Source organism: Dermabacter hominis NBRC 106157 (assembly GCF_001570785.1).
Taxonomy (GTDB): domain Bacteria; phylum Actinomycetota; class Actinomycetes; order Actinomycetales; family Dermabacteraceae; genus Dermabacter; species Dermabacter hominis.
Map to the genome: position 1 here is coordinate 1 of NZ_BCSI01000018.1, position 18,685 is coordinate 18,685.

Genomic DNA, 18,685 nt, shown 5'->3' on the forward strand with positions numbered 1-18,685 from the left:
TTCAGCCGGCTTCGTTCGACGAAGAACGAAGGCGCTATAAAAATTTCATAGAGACGCTGCCTCGAGCAGCATCGCCGAGAGTTTTTCGGTGGTCATAGCGTTGGGGAAACGCCCGGTTCCATTCCGAACCCGGTAGCTAAGCCCAACTGCGCCGATGGTACTGCACTCGGGAGGGTGTGGGAGAGTAGGACGCCGCCGAAATTATTCATCCAGAGCCCCGGTCCTGCGACCGGGGCTCTTTTTATTCGGAAACCGTCGGAAATCCCTGCTGGCTTCTGCACTAGCGTGACCCTCCCCATCCGCGCGCGCCGCAGGCGACTCTTCCGCTGCACGCAGCCTCAAATCCCGATACAGTTAACGTCTGTAGTTCGTTCGCAGGGAACGGGCCCGTCAGGTAAAGGACAGTGATGGCGAGCTTCACGATGGATGACATCGACCCTTCCCTTGCGGAAGCGATCCAGAGCAGGCTCGAGGCTGTCGAAAAAAAGCTGCGCGCTGCCGTCTCCACGTCGGACCCCATGATGCAGGCCACCGCTCCGTACCTGCTCGAAGCCGGCGGCAAGCGTGTGCGTCCGGTGCTTGTCATGCTCGCTGCTGCCTTCGGCGATCTCTCGGCACCTCAACTTGTTGACGCCGGTGCTCTCGTCGAGCTCACCCATCTCGCCACGCTCTACCACGATGACGTCATGGATGGCGCAGAAACCCGTCGCGGTACGAAAGCTGCCCATCGCGTGTGGGGTAACAACATCGCCATCCTCACGGGGGATTTTCTCCTAGCGCGCGCGAGTGCAATAAGCGCAGGCCTCGGCTCGGACATCGTCGCCGTCCACGCGCAGACCTTCGAGCGCCTGTGTTTGGGGCAGCTCAACGAGACGGTGGGTCCCACCGAGGGTGACGATCCGTTTGCTCATTACATCGACGTGCTCTCGAACAAGACAGGTTCGCTCATTGCGACCGCCGGTGTTCTCGGAGCGATGATCTCCGGAGCGCCTGCGCAGGTGGTGGAGACCATGCGTGAATACGGCGAAGCCGTTGGCGTGGCCTTCCAACTTGCCGACGACGTGATCGATATCCGCGCTACTCCCGAGCAATCCGGCAAGACGCCTGGAACTGATTTGCGAGAGGGCGTGCCCACGATGCCCACCCTCCTCTTGCGCTCCCATGTTTCCGAGCACCCCGACGACACGGCGTCAGCAACGTTGCTGTCCTCGCTCGACGGTGATCTCTCGAGCGATGAACGTCTCGCCGAGGTCGTCAGCCATCTGGCCAAACACAATGTCGTCGACGAAACCGAGAAGCTTGCTGAAAGCTACGCTGATCGCGCTCTCGCTCTTGTCGAAGCACTTCCCGCAGGCGCGGCAAGGGATGCGCTCACTGCATTTACCGTGTCTCTCGTAAGGCGTCGTGCCTAAGGGGGCGTGTGCGCCTGCACCGTTCATCGCTTCTCGCTATGCTTGAGTACGCTCCAGGTACCGCGTGCTGAGTCCCCGCGGCGCTTCCTTATCGCGGCTGTACGGCCCGAATGCGCTCACAGCGTTTCGGCCTTCACGCCGTGCTCGACCAAGGTGATGTGAACCAACTCGTGAATGCAGACCTTTCATTGCGTGCCGAACGGCACGGGGGAGATTTCGGTGTGGCCTCGACAGGCGCAACCGACGTTGGTCTCGTGCGTTCTGTCAACGAGGATTCGTTCATCTCCTACGACCCGATTTTTCTCGTCGCCGACGGTATGGGCGGTCACAATGCCGGCGAAGTCGCGAGCGGTATCGTCGCGGATGAGTTCGCCTCACTCGCCGGTGGCGACTACGTAGAGCTCGAGGACGTCGCCGACGCCATGGTCCGCTCCTATGAGCGCATTGCAAGCCTCGACGATGACTCGGGGCGTAGCGCAGGCACGACCGTGGCGATGGTTGCACTTACGCTTCACGAATCCGAGCCCCACTGGCTCGTGATGAACCTCGGCGATTCCCGCGTCTACATGCTGCGCGACGGTGAATTCTCGCAGATCAGCGTCGACCATTCAGTTGTGCAGGAACTCGTGGATCGCGGCGAGATTACGCTTGACCAGGCCCGCGTCCACCCCTATCGAAATATGATCACGCGCGCTCTCGGCGCTGGCCCCGATACGCGACCCGATTTCTGGCTCATTCCCGTTCGTCTTGGTGACCGCTTCCTCGTGTGTAGTGACGGCGTGACCGGAGAGGTCAGCGACGGCGAGCTTCACACGATGCTTCAGGAGACCTCGGAAGCGGATTTCGTAGCCCAGCGCATCGTGGAGACGGCCGTTGCCCATGGCGGGCGTGACAATGCGACGGCGGTTGTTGTGAGTGCCGTTGAACCCGACGCTGCGGGAGTGTACGGCGAACATATTTTCACGACCGTCGACCGGCTGGAACTGCCCGTGGTCGCTGACGAAGATGCGCTCGACGACGGTGCGACTGCGCAGCTGGAGGGCGAGCCTGACACCGGTGACCAAAGCGATCGCGGTGACGGCGCAGAAGCCGTCGGATCGTTCGAGGCCGAACAGGAGCGCCCCGAGGGCGCCTGACGCACCTCGCCTTGTGCCGCACACAACCCCGCTTTTCACAATCGTGAAAGGCGGGGTTTGGCGTATCCCGAATCTTCGCGATTCTTGAGGAGGTAACGGCGGTTGAAAGGAGGCGGGCCCGTGACGCTGATAGTCGAGGTTAGCGCTTCCTCACAGCCTCCCGTTGTGCTGGAGATCGCCGCAGATGCCACCGTGAGCACGGGGGAACTTACCGAGCGCCTGCGGCATCATTTCGGCCTTGAGGGCGATGGCTATGCCCTGCGCATTGCGCCAGGGAGTACGCAGGGGGTGCCGGGCACGCTCTTCGCCAGTGAGGTCTCGCTTCATACGTCTGGGCTGGTATCCGGCATGAGCCTTGAGCTTGTGCGCACCTCGGGCGCCCGCCCGGTGCTCCGGCGGTCTGTGCCTTCGTCGTGGGAACTTGTGGCCGAAAGCGAGGGCGTGGAGCGCGTGCTTGCGCTCGATGTGGGGCTGTCGTCGCTGGGGTCATCCTCGACCTGCCGGCTCACCCTTGAGGGCGGGGGAGTCTCGAGTACGCATGCGTATATTGAGGCGGGCATCGACGTGTGGATCCACTCTGCTCAAGGGGCAGTGATAGCTCGCGAGGGAGAAGGGGAGGAAGCGTCGATTCGTCTCGCGCCTGGTTCCTATGCCCAGGTGGGGCCGTGGCGTGTTAGGGCTCGCCACAGGCCTGGCGCGGAGGTCGTGGTCGACGATGCGCCCGCGCGCGCATATCTTCCGCCCTCTCGAATTGAGCTCACGCAAGCGGAAGTGGAGATCGCGTTGCCGCGTGTGCCGCGGCGCGGTTCGTCACCGCCAGTTCCGTTTGTGAGCTTGTTCTTACCGCTGATGCTCGCCGGCGTCATGTACGCGCTCACGCGGAGCACGTTTGTCATCATTTTTGCGATTGCGATGCCAGCGATGGCGCTTGCGCACTACTGGTCCCAGCGCGCCCGCGTGCGTAGGGAATGGGTGGGTGCTGTTCGCGAGTTTGACGCAGCACTTGATGAGGCCCGAGCCGAAGTGCACGGTGTGCACGAAACGGAGAAAGCGCGCCTCGAGGCGATGCTCCCGTCGGCAAGGGCCATCCTCCAGTGGGACTCGCCGAAAACTGGAGATCTGTGGGCGCTACGCGACGAGCACAGCGATTTTATGGTGCTTCGACTCGGCACTGGCCGCATCTCGAGCGCGGTGAGCTTCAAAGGGGAAGCCGGGGCGGAAGGGCCGCGTGCTCTGAGGGGTGAGCTGGATATTCTCCGGGAGCAAGGCTCAACCGTCATCGCGCCAGTGACCATCTCCCTGCGTGAGATTCGTGGGCTTGGCATCACAGGTGAAGGGCGCATGTCGCTCGCGCGTGCTCTTGCCGTACAACTGGGCGGGCGGCATTCCCCTTCCGACGTTCGCTTCGCCCTCGTCAGTTCTCCCGCCGCTAACGCGAGCGCACGAAATCTCGCCTGGCTTCCCCACGTTCGGCGAGCCGGCGCAGGAGGTGTGCTTGTCCTCGAAACCGACGAAAGCGTTGCGGAGTGGGCCGCGCGGCGCATGCCGGGCACAGCGGAGGACATAGAAGAAGCAAATGTCGTCATTGTCGCGTTTGAACCGACCACGGCGCAGCTTACGTCGCTCGCAGTCCTCGCGGAGGCGTGGGAGGCGCATGGGGAGACCGGGCCTCGGCTGATCGTGACGTCGGGGGACAGCTCGCACGTGCCGGGCGTGTGCGCGGCTTTAGTCGAAACGACGGCGAGCGGTGCAGTGCTGTGGCATCGAGGGCGTACTGCCCCTGTCACTCTCGAGTCTCTCGAGGGGGTGGGAGAGCAGGCGATTCTCCCGTGGGCGCGCCGCCTGGCCCCCTTGGTTGATGCCCGTACAAGGGAGGGCGGTAGTGAAGCGATCCCTGCGAGCGTGTCGCTCCTCGAAGTGAACGGCACCGAACGTCGTCACATCCGTGACCGTATCGCCCGAGCATGGCACGTGAGTGACCATGCGCAAACTCTCACCCTCGATGCTCTCGTGGGGTACGGCGAGACAGGCCCCCTCACCATCCCACTGCGCACATGGGGTCCACACGCGCTCGTGGCGGGCACAACCGGATCGGGGAAATCGGAGTTCTTGCAGTCGTGGGTCCTGGGTCTCGCTCTTCGGTATTCGCCGCGACGGCTCACCTTCCTGTTCGTGGACTACAAGGGAGGGGCTGCACTCGGAGAGTGTGCGCGGTTGCCGCACTGCACTGGGCTTGTCACGGACCTCAGCCCCGGTCTCGTGACACGTGCACTCACGTCGCTCAAGGCGGAGCTTCGCTACCGGGAAGAGATGTTGGCTCGCATCGGAGCGAAGGACAGCGACGAGTACGCCGACAGCGGCGGCACTGACTTGCCCGCGTTCGTGATCGTTGTCGATGAGTTTGCCGCGCTGCGCGACAACTACCCGGAGTTTCTCGACGGGCTTATCGACATAGCTCAGCGAGGCCGCTCACTCGGGATCCACCTCATTCTCGCGACACAACGCCCCGCAGGAATTGTGAGCGAACGGCTTCGAGCGAATGTAAGCCTGCGCATCGCCCTTCGATTGAGCGACGCCGCCGATTCAATCGACGTCATCGGGTCAAAGACAGCCGCTCAGATTTCCCTCGATACCCCGGGCCGAGCCGTCGTGAGCGCGGTGGGGGCGGGCCTTCAGCACGAGGTGCAGATGGCGTACTCTGGCTCGCGCGGAGAAAGTGACCGGTCCTCGAGGCTCGCAGTCACTCCTGTCCCGGCTTTGAATATCGAGGGCGTGCCTCGCGATTGGGATACTGAGCCGAAACGGTCGACGGCCACGCTGACGAGGGGACACACGCGAGAGCGGACGGAGGCGCGCCTCATCGTGGATGAGGCGATCGCCGAATGGTCCCGGACCGGCGCCAGGGTGCGCTCCCCGTGGCTGCCGCCGCTCGAGGAAAACTACGCGGGCGAGGGGCTCGCGAAGGAGTGGGGACTCCCAGCGCCTTTCGCACTCCTTGATGATCCGGCTCGCCAACGCCGTGCGGTCGCGCGAGTGGGGGGACCCGGATCCGTGTATGGCGTCTACGGCGCCTCCGGAACTGGGCGGAGTACGAGCATCGTGAGCATCGTGCGCTCGACCCGCACGGTAGAGGACAGGCCTCGAGTGTTCGTCATCGATTCGGCAAGCAGAGGCCTCAACGTGCTCATCGACGAGTCCCACGCCGTCGCATATGTGAGGGGAGACGACACTGCCTCGGTCCTAAGACTGCTCCGTCACCTTGCTCGTACTGAGACTCCTTCTCGAGCGTCGATGCTCGTGATCGACTCTTTCGCGGACCTATGCCACGAGGCCCATCCGAGCGATCGCGAGGATATGCTTTCGCTTCTCGGCGCCCTTGCCCGCACGGCGCGCGCACGTAAGCTCACCCTGGTTATCGGGGCCACGGGCCCCAGCGAACTTCCACGGAGCCTCGAAACATCGTGCACCGAGAGAATCATTCATCGACTCTCGCGGCCCGAGGACTACGCCCTGTGTGGGCCGGCCGTCAGGCTCACCGGTGCTGCACCCGTTGGCCGAGCTAGCATCGGTGGACTCGAGACCCACCTCGCGCTCTTTGATGAACCGTGCGCGCGCGATGAGCGTGACCGGAACGCATGCCTCGAGGCCTTTACACTCTCCCGACGGTTGCTTGACGTGCGCGAGGCTCGAGAGCTCGTGCGCGATCCGCGGCGCGGGTTTGTAGGTTTCTCCCATACTGAAGGAACACCGGTTTCCCTCCCGCTTACGACCGGAGGGCTCATGTTGGGAGGCGCGGCTCATGAGCGCCTCGCGCTGCTCGAGTCGCTTGCGCACCTCGCCAACGATCGTGAAGTCCTACGTGTCCCTGCTCGTGCCTCGAGCGATGCCGAGCATCCGCGATACCTACTCGAGCGGGCGAAGGGCCTGGGAGCTGCGGCATTCGTTCTCCTCGAGGACATCAAAGCTCTCGAATCCGACGGCGGCGGACCCGAGCTGGGTTCCGCTATCCGCGGGGCACTCGGTGCTGGTGCATGTATTTATGGCGGGCTCGAGGGCGGCTCATTTTCGAGGCTCGGATCCGTAGGGCCGGCACTCGCGCAGTCGGGCTGCGGCATTGTTCTCGGAGCGAGCGAAACTGATGTGTTTACCGTGTTCGGCCGCACTCCGCCTCGCACGAGATGGGCGAGCACCCCGGACGTCGCCTGGCTTGTCGAGGGGCACGAGTGCCGACTTATCGTCCCCTCGCTCGTGACACGCAGCTGCGCGGCATAAATCGCGCCTCCGCTTAGCGGAGGCGAACACACTGCGCGACACGACAACAGCACCCATCAATGACTCGAGACCACCACACACCACCATCACGAAGGAGCACACCTCATGGGTGAAGGAATGGATCCGGCCGCAGTCGAGCGGCTCAGCGAACTCTTACGGTTCAACGCAGAAAGTTGGAGGCATGCGGGGCAGGAGCTTCGTACCCTCATCGGTGCCCTCTCCTGGAAAGGCCCCGATGCCGAGAGTTTCGCCAATCGCGGTCATGAGGTGTCTGCTCACCTCATGACCGTGAGCGACATGCTCAGACAACTCGCCCTTGCACTGGTAGAGCAGGCGGCAGAGCAACGTCGGGCCTCGAGCGTGGTGCACTAGCCAACGAGCGTCGAAAAGTTCTGTCCGTTATCCACATCGGAGCCAGCCGCTCTCGCTCCACAGAATGTTCGTGGGCGCTGAGGCCGTAGCGTGAAGGTGTCGGAAATCGACCGTCGTAAATGACATGAGAAGGGAAAACACCATGATGAAGGGAATGGATCCCGGGAGCGTTGAGACCATGGCGGGTGAGCTCGAGTCGCTTGCCGTTTCGCTCCGTGACATGGGCAGTAACGCGGTGAACATGGTCCAGTCACTCGAGTGGGCCGGGGAGGACCGTGAAAACTTCCTGGCGCAGCTGGGCACTCTTGCCCACGCGGGTGACGACAATGCCGCGAGGCTCGGGCTCTTGGCCGAGAACGCACGCGGGCAGGTAGCAGAACAGCGCGCGGCCTCGAGCGCCGGGTAGCACACACACGCTTCTACACACGACTCAAGGGGGAAACATGAACACGACATTTATCGGTATGTCGCCCGAACAGGGCGTCTCCACGGGCGAGGGCCTCGTCTCGCTCGCAACGGCAACCACGACTGCTCTGAACACCGCACGTGAAAGCGTCCAAGCCGCCCAGTGGGTAGGAGAGGATCGCGACGCGTTCGTCGCGAACTTCGAGGCCCTTGCGACGAGCATCGAAGCGCTACTGACGAACCTTCGCACGCACGGTGAGCAGGTCAAGCAAGAGGCGGCCGAGCAGATGCAGGCCTCGGCTGCAAGCTAGCGTACGCAGCCTCACCGACTCTCTTTGGTTTCACGCCCTGTGCACGAGGGAAGAAGGGGGAGGTGCACGCTTGGCGAAAGAGCGGTGCACCCTGGGACAGAGGGGACGCACGCGAGGACGAGGGGGAAGAGAAGGGGGAAGAATGGTGGGCGCCGCGGTTCAAACGGCTGCGGCGCCCACCCACGGAAAGATCCGGCTTGGCCGCGTGCGCATCCTGTGAGAGGGAACACGGCTCCCAGCAGCCAATCTGCGTGGACGAAAGCGCAAAGGATCGCTAGTATTGATCAGGTTCGCTTCGCGATATGAAACCTCGAGAGGTGGCGTATTCGGCGAGCAAGGCAGGTTACCCTAGCGGCCAAAGGGATCTGACTGTAAATCAGACGGCTCAGCCTTCGGGGGTTCGAATCCCTCACCTGCCACGCAGATCACCTCCACGAAAGTGGCTGTGATCCGCCGCACCGGGGACTTTCCCAAATTGCCTAGGTTGGCAAAACACGGTAAGTTTTCACGCGTTGCCCTGATAGCTCAGTCGGCAGAGCATCTCCATGGTAAGGAGAAGGTCAAGGGTTCGATTCCCTTTCAGGGCTCTGATCGGATGGCGGCCCGGCACCGAAGCATCGGTGTCGGGCCGCAGTTCCGATCAAGCCGGGGTAGCTCAGACGGTCAGAGCGCACGACTCATAATCGTGAGGTCGCGGGTTCGATCCCCGCCCTCGGTACCACTCCAGGTTTCCCTGGCGTGTTGACGTGCCTGCATGACGCAGGCGATAGGACCCGCGTATGCAAGATGCGCGCGAAACGGAAAGAGGCGAGTCATGGCAGCAAAAAGCTCTGACGTGCGTCCTAAGATCACCTTGGCGTGCGTAGATTGCAAGAACCGCAACTACATCACCAAGAAGAACCGTCGCAACACCCCTGACCGCCTCGAGCTCAAGAAGTACTGCTCGACGTGCGCCAGCAGCACGGTTCACCGCGAAACCCGCTGATCCATACGCACATACTCATCAAAAAGCCACCCCGGGTGAGCTCTACGGAACCCCTCCGCTGAGCTGCCCACGAGGGTGGCTTTTTGCTGTGTAGTACGGTCCGGGCGCACCACCACCGGCCGCGCTGAGCGACCGGATACGATGAGAACCTATGCGTGCCGCGAGAGGGCCGCACAACCGATCGAAGGGTGAGAGACAATGGCATCGCCGAATCCTGACTTCGCGGGCCGCGTGTACGACAGTGGCCCGCGCGTGCGAGTGTCGGAAACGAAGATCCGCGAGTTTGCCACCGCTACCGGTAACACGCATCCCCTCACGGTGAGTGAGGATGCTGCACGCGCCGCGGGCTACGAGGCGATTATCGCGCCGCCCACATTCCTCGTGACGCTCGCCCAGGCAGAAGAGGCACGCTACATCAACGACCCGGAAGCCGGAATCGACTTTTCGCGCGTCGTCCACTCCGAGGAGTCATTCACCCTCAGCCGCGCGATTGTGGCAGGCGACGAACTCACTCCCAGCCTCACCGTCGAAGCTCTCAAGCAGGTTGGGCCGCACGCGATGGTGGCGACTCGTGTGGACTTTACCGATGAGGCAGGCGCGCATGTCGCGAGCGTCCGTTCGTCGCTCGTTGTTCGAGGCGAGGAAGGCTAACCGACACCATGACCACTCCCACCACTCCAACGCTCGAAACCCTCGCAAAGGGCGATGTCGTTGCACGCGAGACCCGACGCTTCACGCGCGACAGCCTCGTGCGCTATGCGGGCGCCTCTGGCGACTTCAACCCCATCCATTACAACGACGCGTTCGCACGCGAGGTAGGGCTTCCCTCCGTTATCGCGCACGGCATGCTCACGATGGGCACCGTGATTGCCCCCGTTCTCGATTGGCTCGGCGATCCGGGCCGACTCGTGTCGTACGAGACGCGCTTTACGCGCCCGATCGAGGTGCCTGCGCTCGGTGGCGTCGACATTGATATTGAGGCAGCCGTCGGACTCGTGACCGCTGAAGAGGGCACCGCGCGCATTGACATCACGGCGAGTGTTGACGGGCACAAGGTGCTGACGAAGTGCCGCGCGGTGGTGAGGCTCGCGTGAAGCTTTCGGACCTCACGACTCTTCGCATCGGTGGCGAGATCAAACACTACGTCGAGGCACGCACCGAAGAGGAACTGATCGCTGCGGTACGCGACGCAGATGCGGCGGGCGAGGAACTGCTCGTCCTGGGCGGTGGTTCGAATCTCGTCGCGTCGAACGCACCCTTCGAGGGAACCGTTGTACGCGCGGTCGGTGAGGATCGCCCGACGTGGATCGATGCGACCTGTGAGGTGTCGACAACAGGCGAGGCGCGGGTCGAAGACCGCACTCCGCTTGCGTCTGCCTGCGGCGGTGCGAGCGTCGAATACTTCGCTGGGACCACGTGGGATGCTGCGGTTGCGTATGCGGTCGAGCGCGAGATGATTGGGATCGAGGCGCTTTCAGGCATTCCAGGAACGGTGGGCGCCACTCCCGTGCAAAACGTCGGCGCGTATGGGCAGGAAGTGTCCTCTGTCATCACTCGTGTACGCACGTGGGATCGGCTCGAGAATTCGATTCGGACGTTCTTTGCTGCCGACTGCCAGTTCGCGTACCGAGACTCGATCTTCAAACGTACGCGGATGCCCGGTGGCGGCGCGACCGGCCGTTACGTCGTGCTCTCGGTAACCTTCCAGCACCACCTCGGCTCCCTCTCGGCTCCCGTGAGGTACGCGCAGCTTGCTGAGCGACTCGGCATCGAGCCGGGGCAGCGCGCGCCGATGCGTGAGGTTCGCGAGGCCGTCCTCGACATCCGTGCGCGCAAGGGCATGGTCCTCGACGAGAACGATCACGATACGTGGAGCGCGGGAAGCTTCTTCACGAACCCGATCCTCACGCACGAGGAGGCAGCGCGACTGCCTGAGGCAGCGCCCCGTTACGAGGCTGAGGGCGGAATCAAAACGAGTGCCGCATGGCTCATCAGCCACTCGAACCTCGAAAGGGGATTCACACTCACGCCGGATAGGCGCGGTGCGGCGCTGTCGACCAAACACTCGCTAGCCCTCACTAACCGCGGTGAGGCAACGAGCGAAGACATCGCGCAGCTTGCGAACCATGTACGCTCCGTGGTCCACGATCGATTCGGGGTGTGGCTCGAGCCTGAACCGGTGCGTCTGAATGTTCGGATAGGTGCGTAGGCGCGGAGCCGACGCTTGCTCATCTGGCGCTGTTGCCTGGCTCACTAAGTGATTACACTCGAGCAGGACATAAGTCTTAGTACGCGAAGGAGCGCATATGAGCACGCATAGCGAATCGATTGCCACGGTCGACCCGGAGATCGCCAAGGTTCTCGATCAGGAACTGCATCGCCAGCAAACCACCCTTGAAATGATCGCGAGCGAGAACTTTGTTCCGCGGGCGGTTCTTCAGGCGCAGGGGTCGGTTCTCACGAACAAATACGCCGAGGGCTACCCGGGCAAGCGCTACTACGGTGGCTGCGAGTTCGTGGACGTCGCGGAAAACCTGGCAATTGAGCGTGCGAAGTCCCTTTTCGGCGCCGATCACGCGAACGTGCAGCCCCACTCGGGCGCGTCCGCAAACGCGGCTGTGATGCACGCTCTCGCAAGTGCTGGCGACACCCTCATGGGGCTTTCCCTCGCGCACGGAGGGCACCTCACCCACGGCATGAAGATCAATTTTTCGGGCAAGCTCTACAACATCGCGGCCTACGAGGTCGATCCCGAGACCGGCCGCATCGACATGGATCGTGTGCGCGCGCAAGCGCTCGAGGCGCACCCGAACGTGATCGTTGCGGGGTGGTCGGCGTACCCGCGCCAGCTCGACTTTGAAGCCTTCCGCTCGATCGCCGATGAAGTTGGCGCGAAGCTGTGGGTCGATATGGCGCACTTCTCGGGTCTTGTGGCCGCAGGTCTCCACCCGAGCCCGGTGCCGTTTGCCGATGTCGTTTCGACGACTGTCCACAAGACTCTCGCGGGTCCCCGCTCGGGCCTTCTTCTCGCCAAGCAGGATTTCGCGAAGAAGGTTGACTCGGCGGTGTTCCCTGGCCAGCAGGGCGGCCCGCTCATGCACGTGATCGCTGCGAAGGCGGTTGCACTGAAGCTCGCCGCGAGCGACGAGTTCAAGGACCGCCAGAAGCGTACGCTCGAGGGCGCGCAGATTCTCGCTGAGCGTCTCGGTCAGGCTGACGCGAAAGAGGCTGGCATCGAGCTCCTCTCGGGCGGTACCGACGTTCACCTCGTACTCGTTGACCTCCGCAAGTCCGAGATCGACGGGCAGCAGGCCGAGGATCTCCTCCACGAGATCGGCATCACCGTGAACCGCAACGCGGTCCCGAATGATCCGCGTCCGCCGCGCGTGACGTCAGGTCTTCGCATTGGTACGCCGGCGCTTGCGACGCGTGGTTTCGGTGCGAGCGAATTCACGGAGGTCGCTGACATCATCGCGACCGCACTTACCGGCAAGGGGGATGTCGAGCAGCTCCGAGGGCGCGTTCGTACGCTCGTGGAAAACACACCCCTGTACGCCGACCTCACCCAGTACTGAGAACCTACGACGCAAGGAGTAAAGACGCTATGACTGCACAAATTCTTGACGGCAAGGCCACGGCGAAGACCATTAAGGAAGAACTGCGCGAACGCGTGGAGAAGATCGTTGCTGAAGGCGCGGTTCGCCCTGGCCTTGCGACCGTGCTCGTAGGCGCGGACCCGGCCTCGGAGATCTACGTTGCCGGTAAGCACCGCGATTCCGAGGCAATCGGCATCAATTCGATTCGCAAGGACCTGCCCGAGGAGACGACTCAGGAGGAACTCTTCGCAGTCCTCGATGAGCTCAATGCCGACCCGGCCTGCACGGGCTACATCGTGCAGCTTCCCTTGCCGAAGCACATCGATACCGACGCGGTTCTCGAGTACATCGACCCGCAAAAGGATGCCGATGGTCTTCATCCTGTGAATCTTGGCCGACTCGTGCTCAACGTCAACAAGCCCATCACCACCCCGCTGCCGTGCACGCCGCGCGCCGCGATTGAACTCGCGAAGCGTCACGGCATCGATTTCAACGGCAAGCACGTTGTCGTCGTGGGCCGCGGCGTGACGGTGGGGCGCCCCATCGCGTCCCTTCTCACGCGTCGCGAGCATAATGCGACCGTCACCCTTACGCACACCGGCACTAAGAACCTCCCGGAGCTCCTCAAGCAGGCCGACATCGTGATCGCCGCTGCTGGTGTGCCGCATCTCGTGAAGGCAGCCGACCTTCGCGACGATGCTGTCGTGCTCGACGTCGGTGTGACGCGCGAACCGGATCCGGAAACGGGCAAGCAGAAGATCAAGGGCGATGTCGAGCCCGCTGCTAAGGACAAAGTCGCCTGGATCAGCCCGAACCCGGGTGGCGTCGGCCCCATGACTCGCGCGCTGCTCATGCAGAACGTTGTCGAGTCGGCCGAGCGCGCGTGGGAAGCCGAAAAGGCTAAGCGCTGATACCCGAGTTGCCTTGCACGTTCACTGTGTAGAACGATCATGGGGTGACTGACGGCAGGGACCCGTCCTTCGTGGGGCGGGTTCCTCCCCGTTAAATCGGGTGCGAGCGCGCCCGTGGATGAATGAAGGAGTAAGTGTGACTTTCACGGTGGCGACGGTTAACGTCAACGGCATGCGGGCGGCGGCTCGCAAAGGTATGGGGGAGTGGCTTGCCTCGTGCGGCGCAGACGTCGTCACCTTCCAGGAGGTGCGTGCACCCGAGGACCTCGTCGAGGGGCTCGTGGGACAGGGGTGGCGGTCGGCCGCACACGCCTCGATGCTCAAGGGCCGCGCGGGGGTTGCGGTCGCGGTGCGCGAGGGGCTCGAAGGAGCGAACGTGGGAGAAGTCCGACGCTTGCTTCCCAACCTCGAGGCGGATTCGCATACCGGCCGCTGGCTCGAACTCGACGTCGAGGACGCTCTTGGCGACGGCATGGACCTAACCGTGATTTCCATGTACATGCACTCGGGAAATGTCGACAAGCCTCAAACGATGGCCGATAAGTACGAGATGCTCGAGGGTGCCTGGTCGCGCCTCGAGGAATTGCGTAGGAGCGGGCGCCACGTGCTTCTCACGGGGGACCTCAATATCGCGCACACGAACCTCGACATCAAGAACTGGAAGGGCAACCTCAAGAGCGCCGGTTTCCTTCCCGAAGAGCGCGCCTACATCGATCGCCTGCTTGAGGCGGGGCAATGGGTTGATGTGCATCGCGCGCTCGCTGGCGATGTGCCTGGGCCGTACACGTGGTGGTCGCAGCGCGGGAAAGCCTTCGATAACGATTCGGGCTGGAGGATCGACTATCACCTGGCCTCGAAGGGGCTCGCCACGCGGGCTGCGTCCGCACGCGTCGACAGGGCTGCGAGTTACGACACGCGCTGGAGTGATCACGCCCCGCTCGTCGTGACTTACGAGTAAATTTCGAGCAGAAAAAGATAGGTGTGCCCCCCGGCGAAGGCTGGGGTGCACTGGCAGAAAGCGATGTGACAGTGGTGAACACTCGGTGGAGTATCAATCGCCGTGGTTTTGTAGGGCTCGCGGGTCTCGGCATGGTTGCCCTCGCCGGATGCTCGGCACAGCCCGAGAAGGACGCCTCATCGAAGGCGCAGGAATCGTCGGAGGCCGCGGATGCTCACGATGGCAGCGTGAAGGTTAGCGACGCGTGGGTGAAGGCAGCAGACCCCGCTGACACGGACATGACGGCAGTCTTCGCGTCCCTCACCTATGAGGGCGGTGCACAGGAGAGCGTGCAAATCACAGGTGCGCGTTGCGATGCGGCGGACATGTGCATGCTCCACGAGGTTGTGACAGAAAACGGTAAGAGCACGATGCGCGAAGCCGAGGGCGGATTCACGCTCAAGGCTGGCGAGAGCTTCATGCTCGAACCCGGTGGCCCCCACATCATGCTCATGGGGCTGACGAAGCCCCTTGTCGCCGGCGAGAGCCTCGCGCTCACCCTCGAAATCGAGGGGATGGATGACGTGGACTTCACCGCAGTCGTCAAGGACTTCGCGGGCGCGGAGGAAAACTATGACGACATGGGCAGTGACGACGGCCAGTGAGCCCCGATGGTGACCGGCGAGCTTTTCTCGCCGCAGGCCTCGTAGGAGCTGCGGGAGTCGGTCTTGGCGCGGCTGGGGCGAGCGCGTACCACGCCTCAGCGGACGAGAATCTCGAGGGCACTGCACCAATCCCTACCGAGGAGGAGCTCGACAAGCGCAGTATCGTGGGCGAGGCGCGCGAGCGCTTCTATGGCCCGCACCAGGCGGGCATCGCTGAGCCACCACTCGCGCACGGGGTCTTCATCGCCCTTGGCCTTCGGCCGGAAACCGATAGAAGCGGCCTCGAACGAATGCTGAGGCTCTTAAGCGACGATGCTGCGAGGCTGACGCAGGGGCGTGCCCCGCTCGCCGACACGGAGCCCGAACTCGCCGATGCGCCCGCACGGCTCCGGGTCATGTTTGCCCTCGGCGAGAAGGCGGTTGCGCTCGCCGGTGTTGAGCCGCCCTCGTGGCTGAGGCCGCTGCCGGCGTTTGAGATCGACAGACTCGAGGATCGTTGGTCGGGCGGAGACGTGCTGATCGCCGTGCAATCGGACGACCCGATCGCGCTCGCCCACGCTCAACGGATGCTGCTCAAGGATTCGCGCGCGTTCTGCACGCTCACCTGGGTGCAAAAGGGTTTCAGGAATGCGCGCTTTGCTGCCCCCACGGGGTCTCAAAGGAATCTGTTTGGGCAGATTGACGGAACAGTGAACCCCGAGGGGAGCGGTCTCGACACGCACGTGTGGATCACCGATGGCCCGTTCGCCGGCGGCTGTTCGATGGTGGTGCGCCGGATCGCGATGGACGTTGACGAGTGGGACCGTGTGGATCGCGCGGGCCGCGAGTTTTCCGTGGGGCGACGGATGTCCGACGGCTCCCCGCTCGCCGGTGGGCCAGGCGAGAACGGCGAGGCCGATTTTGCCGCAAAGGACAAGCACGGATTTCACGTGATCGGCGAATACTCCCATATGCGGCGCGCGAGGTTGGCGGACGACGGTACGCGCCACGAGCATGAGCAGATTCTCCGACGGCCCTTCAACTACGACGATGCCCCCACCGGGAGCGAGATCTCGAACACCGGGCTTATTTTCGTGAGCTATCAGCGCGACGTCGACGAACAGTTCGTCCCCATGCAACAGCGGCTTTCCGACGGCGACTTACTCAATACATGGACGACGCCGATTGGCTCGGCTGTGTTTGTGGTCCTTCCCGGGTGCCGCGAGGGCGGTTTTGTCGGGCAGAGTCTCTTTCAGCGTTGACGCACCGGCTCCGTTAGCCTTGGCCTATGACCACCTCCTCCCCGTTTATTCCCGTCATTCCGGCTGGAGGCTCAGGCACGAGGCTCTGGCCGCTTTCGCGTCAGAGCCACCCGAAGTTTCTCCTCGACCTTGAGGGCAACGGTGCGAGTCTCCTTGTCAATACTCTCGAGCGTCTCGCGCCCCTGTCCTCGGCGCGATCCATTATTGTGACGGGGCGTGCGCATCGTGAGGCAGTTGCCGCCCAGGTTGGCGATGGTGCCCAGATCCTTTCCGAGCCGAGTGGAAAAAACTCGATGCCAGCGATCGCGTGGGCTGCCGCACTTGCTGAACGCGAGCACCCCGGCGCCATCATTGGCTCCTTCGCAGCCGACCACGTGATCGCACCGAAGGAAGACTTCTGGAAGGGCGTCTACAGCGCGATCGCCGCTGCGGAGCTCGGCTATCTCGCGACCATTGGGATTGAACCAACGTCGGCGTCGAGCGCTTTCGGGTACATCGAAACCTGCCCGTCAGATGCGGCCGATGAGGACGCGATCGCCTTGCGCTCCGCGGGAGCTTTAAACGTCGCCCGTTTCGTCGAAAAGCCGGACGCCGCAACTGCTGACGAGTTCGTGCGAAGCGGACGTTTCATGTGGAATGCGGGGATGTTTGTCGTGAAGGCGCGTGTGCTGCTGGAAGCCCTCGACGATCTCCATCCCGAGATTAGCGACGCCGCACGAGCTCTCGCGCTCGAGGGGACCGGGGGAGAGCTTTCGGGGGAGGGCGAAGCGATCTGGGCGAGCCTCGAGCCGATCGCGATTGATCACGCGCTCGCGGAGCCGCTCGCCTCGCGCGGGGCGGTCGCCGTCGTGCCCGCGAGCTTCGCATGGGACGACATCGGAGACTTTCGGGCGCTCGCGCGAGTTGCGCGCGGCGAAAAGGAAGCGGAAGGCGAAGTGGGGGTCGCGGGGACCGCCAAGGTTGTGAGTGTCGATTCTCGGGCGCGCGTGTATTCGAACTCCGATCGCCCGATCGCCCTGGTTGGTCTCAATGGCATTACCGTCGTCGAAGCAGGGGACGTTTTGCTAGTCGTGGACGAGGCGAAAGCGCAAGACGTCGGGGCACTCGTGAAGCGGCTAGAAGCGGAGGGTCTGGAGGGGCTTTTATAGGCTTCAGACGGATGCTCCCCAGATTCCGAGTCTGGGAGTGCATTCAGGTTAACGGAGCGTTACATTAGGAGGAGGACGCTCGGACTCGCCGGGCGTACCCTCAACTGGTCCCCTCACGTTGGAGGCAATCGTGAAGTCCCTTTCCCGCGCGGCCGCACTGCTCGGTGCTGGCGCCCTCGTTCTTTCCGCCTGCGGCACCCCGCCCGAACAGTCCGACTCCGATTCGGGTGCTGGAAAGGGCGGCGATTTCAAGGCCTGTATGGTGTCCGACTCGGGTGGTTTCGACGACAAGTCGTTCAACGAGTCAGGTTTCAGCGGCCTCACGACTCTCAAAGACGACAAGGGCTACAAGGTTCAGACCGCCGAGTCGTCGAGCGAAGCTGACTTCTCGCCGAATCTGCAAAACATGGTGCAGGGCGATTGCAACCTCATCTACGCCGTTGGCTTCCTCTTCTCGCAGACCATCAAGACTGAAGCCGAAGCAAACCCCGATACCCACTACGCCATCATCGACTCGACCGCTCAGGATGCCGATGGCAACCCCGTCGAGGTCGATAACGTCAAGCCGATCACGTTCGATACCGCTCAGGCGGCCTACCTCGCTGGTTACGTGGCAGCGGGTACCACCAAGACCGGTACGGTTGCCACCTACGGTGGCGGTAAGATTCCCTCGGTGACGATCTTCATGGACGGTTTTGCCGATGGCGTCGCGAAGTACAACGAAGTGCACGGCACAAACGTCAAGCTCCTCGGCTGGAACAAGGACAGCCAGGACGGCTCCTTCACCGGCGACTTTGAGGACCAGACCAAGGGCAAGGCCCTCACCGAAGGTTTCATCTCTCAGGGTGCCGACATCATCATGCCGGTGGCGGGCCCCGTTGGCGCGGGCACCCTCGCGGCCGCGAAGGAAAAGGACGGCGTCATGGTTGTCTGGGTTGACTCCGATGGCGTGGAGACCAACCCCGACGCAAAGGACGTCATCATCACCTCGGTGATGAAGGAGATTGCAGCCGCAGTCGAGACGACCGGCACGGAGGCTGCTGAAGGTAAGTTCACGAACGAGCCGTACGTGGGCACCCTCGAAAACGGTGGCGTCGGTCTTGCTCCCTACCACGAGTTCGATAGCAAGATCCCCGCAGAACTGAAGAAGGAAGTCGAAGACCTCCAGAAGCAGATCGTCAGTGGCGAGATCGAAGTGACCTCGCCCGCTTCGCCCAAGCACTGAGTCTCGGAACTCAGTCACTTGTGACGATCATCAATAAGTAGACTGGCGGCCCCCTCCCGCGGGAGGGGG

17 protein-coding genes, 3 tRNA genes and 1 rRNA gene are annotated in these 18,685 nt (G+C 63.0%); all 21 read left to right on the forward strand.

Going from position 1 to position 18,685, the window contains the following annotated elements:
* The first annotated feature begins 84 nt into the window (after positions 1-84).
* The 21 genes from rrf to DEHOM01_RS09460 all read left to right on the forward strand — a co-directional run bounded on the left by rrf (position 85) and on the right by DEHOM01_RS09460 (position 18,616).
* A 5S ribosomal RNA gene (gene rrf, locus DEHOM01_RS09360) occupies positions 85-201 on the forward strand.
* A gap of 206 nt (positions 202-407) precedes the next feature.
* Entirely contained in the window at positions 408-1,412 is a 1,005-nt protein-coding gene (locus DEHOM01_RS09365; RefSeq protein ID WP_061212534.1) for a polyprenyl synthetase family protein, read from the forward strand.
* A 158-nt stretch (positions 1,413-1,570) separates the two neighbouring features.
* Positions 1,571-2,548, forward strand: a complete 978-nt coding sequence (locus tag DEHOM01_RS09370; RefSeq protein ID WP_245630702.1) for a PP2C family protein-serine/threonine phosphatase — start codon at positions 1,571-1,573, stop codon at positions 2,546-2,548.
* A 120-nt stretch (positions 2,549-2,668) separates the two neighbouring features.
* A complete protein-coding gene (locus DEHOM01_RS09375; protein WP_061212536.1) occupies positions 2,669-6,820 on the forward strand; it encodes an FtsK/SpoIIIE domain-containing protein in 4,152 nt (1,383 codons plus the stop codon).
* Between the two features lie 105 nt (positions 6,821-6,925).
* Entirely contained in the window at positions 6,926-7,192 is a 267-nt protein-coding gene (locus DEHOM01_RS09380; RefSeq protein ID WP_061212537.1) for a hypothetical protein, read from the forward strand.
* 142 nt (positions 7,193-7,334) lie between these two features.
* A complete protein-coding gene (locus DEHOM01_RS09385; RefSeq protein WP_156468346.1) occupies positions 7,335-7,598 on the forward strand; it encodes a hypothetical protein in 264 nt (87 codons plus the stop codon).
* Between the two features lie 37 nt (positions 7,599-7,635).
* Complete coding sequence (locus tag DEHOM01_RS09390) at positions 7,636-7,908, forward strand: hypothetical protein (RefSeq protein WP_016665063.1); 273 nt, start codon at positions 7,636-7,638, stop codon at positions 7,906-7,908.
* 337 nt (positions 7,909-8,245) lie between these two features.
* Positions 8,246-8,327, forward strand: a tRNA-Tyr gene (locus DEHOM01_RS09395).
* Positions 8,328-8,422: 95 nt separating this feature from the next.
* Positions 8,423-8,495: transfer RNA gene (locus DEHOM01_RS09400), tRNA-Thr, on the forward strand.
* Positions 8,496-8,552: 57 nt separating this feature from the next.
* A tRNA-Met gene (locus tag DEHOM01_RS09405) sits at positions 8,553-8,629 on the forward strand.
* Positions 8,630-8,722: 93 nt separating this feature from the next.
* On the forward strand, positions 8,723-8,893 hold the full coding sequence (gene rpmG / locus DEHOM01_RS09410; RefSeq protein WP_016665062.1) for a 50S ribosomal protein L33: 171 nt from the start codon (positions 8,723-8,725) through the stop codon (positions 8,891-8,893).
* A 198-nt stretch (positions 8,894-9,091) separates the two neighbouring features.
* Complete coding sequence (locus DEHOM01_RS09415) at positions 9,092-9,544, forward strand: FAS1-like dehydratase domain-containing protein (protein ID WP_061212539.1); 453 nt, start codon at positions 9,092-9,094, stop codon at positions 9,542-9,544.
* An 8-nt stretch (positions 9,545-9,552) separates the two neighbouring features.
* Positions 9,553-9,987 (forward strand): MaoC/PaaZ C-terminal domain-containing protein, encoded by a 435-nt coding sequence (locus tag DEHOM01_RS09420; protein WP_061212540.1) that lies wholly within the window; start codon positions 9,553-9,555, stop codon positions 9,985-9,987.
* Positions 9,984-11,102, forward strand: a complete 1,119-nt coding sequence (locus DEHOM01_RS09425) for a UDP-N-acetylmuramate dehydrogenase (RefSeq protein WP_061212548.1) — start codon at positions 9,984-9,986, stop codon at positions 11,100-11,102. Before DEHOM01_RS09420 ends, DEHOM01_RS09425 begins: the two co-directional genes overlap by 4 nt.
* Before the next feature lie 97 nt (positions 11,103-11,199).
* Positions 11,200-12,468 (forward strand): serine hydroxymethyltransferase, encoded by a 1,269-nt coding sequence (glyA, locus tag DEHOM01_RS09430; RefSeq protein WP_061212541.1) that lies wholly within the window; start codon positions 11,200-11,202, stop codon positions 12,466-12,468.
* A 29-nt stretch (positions 12,469-12,497) separates the two neighbouring features.
* The gene (locus DEHOM01_RS09435) at positions 12,498-13,400 is read left to right on the forward strand and encodes a bifunctional methylenetetrahydrofolate dehydrogenase/methenyltetrahydrofolate cyclohydrolase (protein ID WP_061212542.1); all 903 of its coding nucleotides are present in this window, start codon (positions 12,498-12,500) and stop codon (positions 13,398-13,400) included.
* A 136-nt stretch (positions 13,401-13,536) separates the two neighbouring features.
* Positions 13,537-14,358: an exodeoxyribonuclease III gene (locus DEHOM01_RS09440; protein WP_061212543.1), complete on the forward strand. Its 822-nt coding sequence runs from the start codon at positions 13,537-13,539 to the stop codon at positions 14,356-14,358.
* A 71-nt stretch (positions 14,359-14,429) separates the two neighbouring features.
* A complete protein-coding gene (locus DEHOM01_RS09445; RefSeq protein WP_156468347.1) occupies positions 14,430-15,002 on the forward strand; it encodes a copper chaperone PCu(A)C in 573 nt (190 codons plus the stop codon).
* Entirely contained in the window at positions 14,999-16,243 is a 1,245-nt protein-coding gene (locus DEHOM01_RS09450) for a Dyp-type peroxidase (RefSeq protein ID WP_061212545.1), read from the forward strand. Before DEHOM01_RS09445 ends, DEHOM01_RS09450 begins: the two co-directional genes overlap by 4 nt.
* 26 nt (positions 16,244-16,269) lie before the next feature.
* Positions 16,270-17,391 (forward strand): mannose-1-phosphate guanylyltransferase, encoded by a 1,122-nt coding sequence (locus DEHOM01_RS09455; RefSeq protein ID WP_061212546.1) that lies wholly within the window; start codon positions 16,270-16,272, stop codon positions 17,389-17,391.
* Between the two features lie 130 nt (positions 17,392-17,521).
* Complete coding sequence (locus DEHOM01_RS09460; RefSeq protein ID WP_061212547.1) at positions 17,522-18,616, forward strand: BMP family lipoprotein; 1,095 nt, start codon at positions 17,522-17,524, stop codon at positions 18,614-18,616.
* Positions 18,617-18,685: the final 69 nt, after the last annotated feature.

What these genes read in the sequence shown, in the direction of transcription:
- DEHOM01_RS09420 (WP_061212540.1), top strand. Translation starts at nt 9,553, where the DNA reads ATGACCACTCCCACCACTCCAACGCTCGAAACCCTCGCAAAGGGCGAT.
- rpmG (WP_016665062.1), top strand. Translation starts at nt 8,723, where the DNA reads ATGGCAGCAAAAAGCTCTGACGTGCGTCCTAAGATCACCTTGGCGTGC.
- DEHOM01_RS09380 (WP_061212537.1), top strand. Translation starts at nt 6,926, where the DNA reads ATGGGTGAAGGAATGGATCCGGCCGCAGTCGAGCGGCTCAGCGAACTC.
- DEHOM01_RS09415 (WP_061212539.1), top strand. Translation starts at nt 9,092, where the DNA reads ATGGCATCGCCGAATCCTGACTTCGCGGGCCGCGTGTACGACAGTGGC.
- DEHOM01_RS09365 (WP_061212534.1), top strand. Translation starts at nt 408, where the DNA reads ATGGCGAGCTTCACGATGGATGACATCGACCCTTCCCTTGCGGAAGCG.
- DEHOM01_RS09385 (WP_156468346.1), top strand. Translation starts at nt 7,335, where the DNA reads ATGATGAAGGGAATGGATCCCGGGAGCGTTGAGACCATGGCGGGTGAG.
- DEHOM01_RS09390 (WP_016665063.1), top strand. Translation starts at nt 7,636, where the DNA reads ATGAACACGACATTTATCGGTATGTCGCCCGAACAGGGCGTCTCCACG.
- glyA (WP_061212541.1), top strand. Translation starts at nt 11,200, where the DNA reads ATGAGCACGCATAGCGAATCGATTGCCACGGTCGACCCGGAGATCGCC.
- DEHOM01_RS09455 (WP_061212546.1), top strand. Translation starts at nt 16,270, where the DNA reads ATGACCACCTCCTCCCCGTTTATTCCCGTCATTCCGGCTGGAGGCTCA.
- DEHOM01_RS09435 (WP_061212542.1), top strand. Translation starts at nt 12,498, where the DNA reads ATGACTGCACAAATTCTTGACGGCAAGGCCACGGCGAAGACCATTAAG.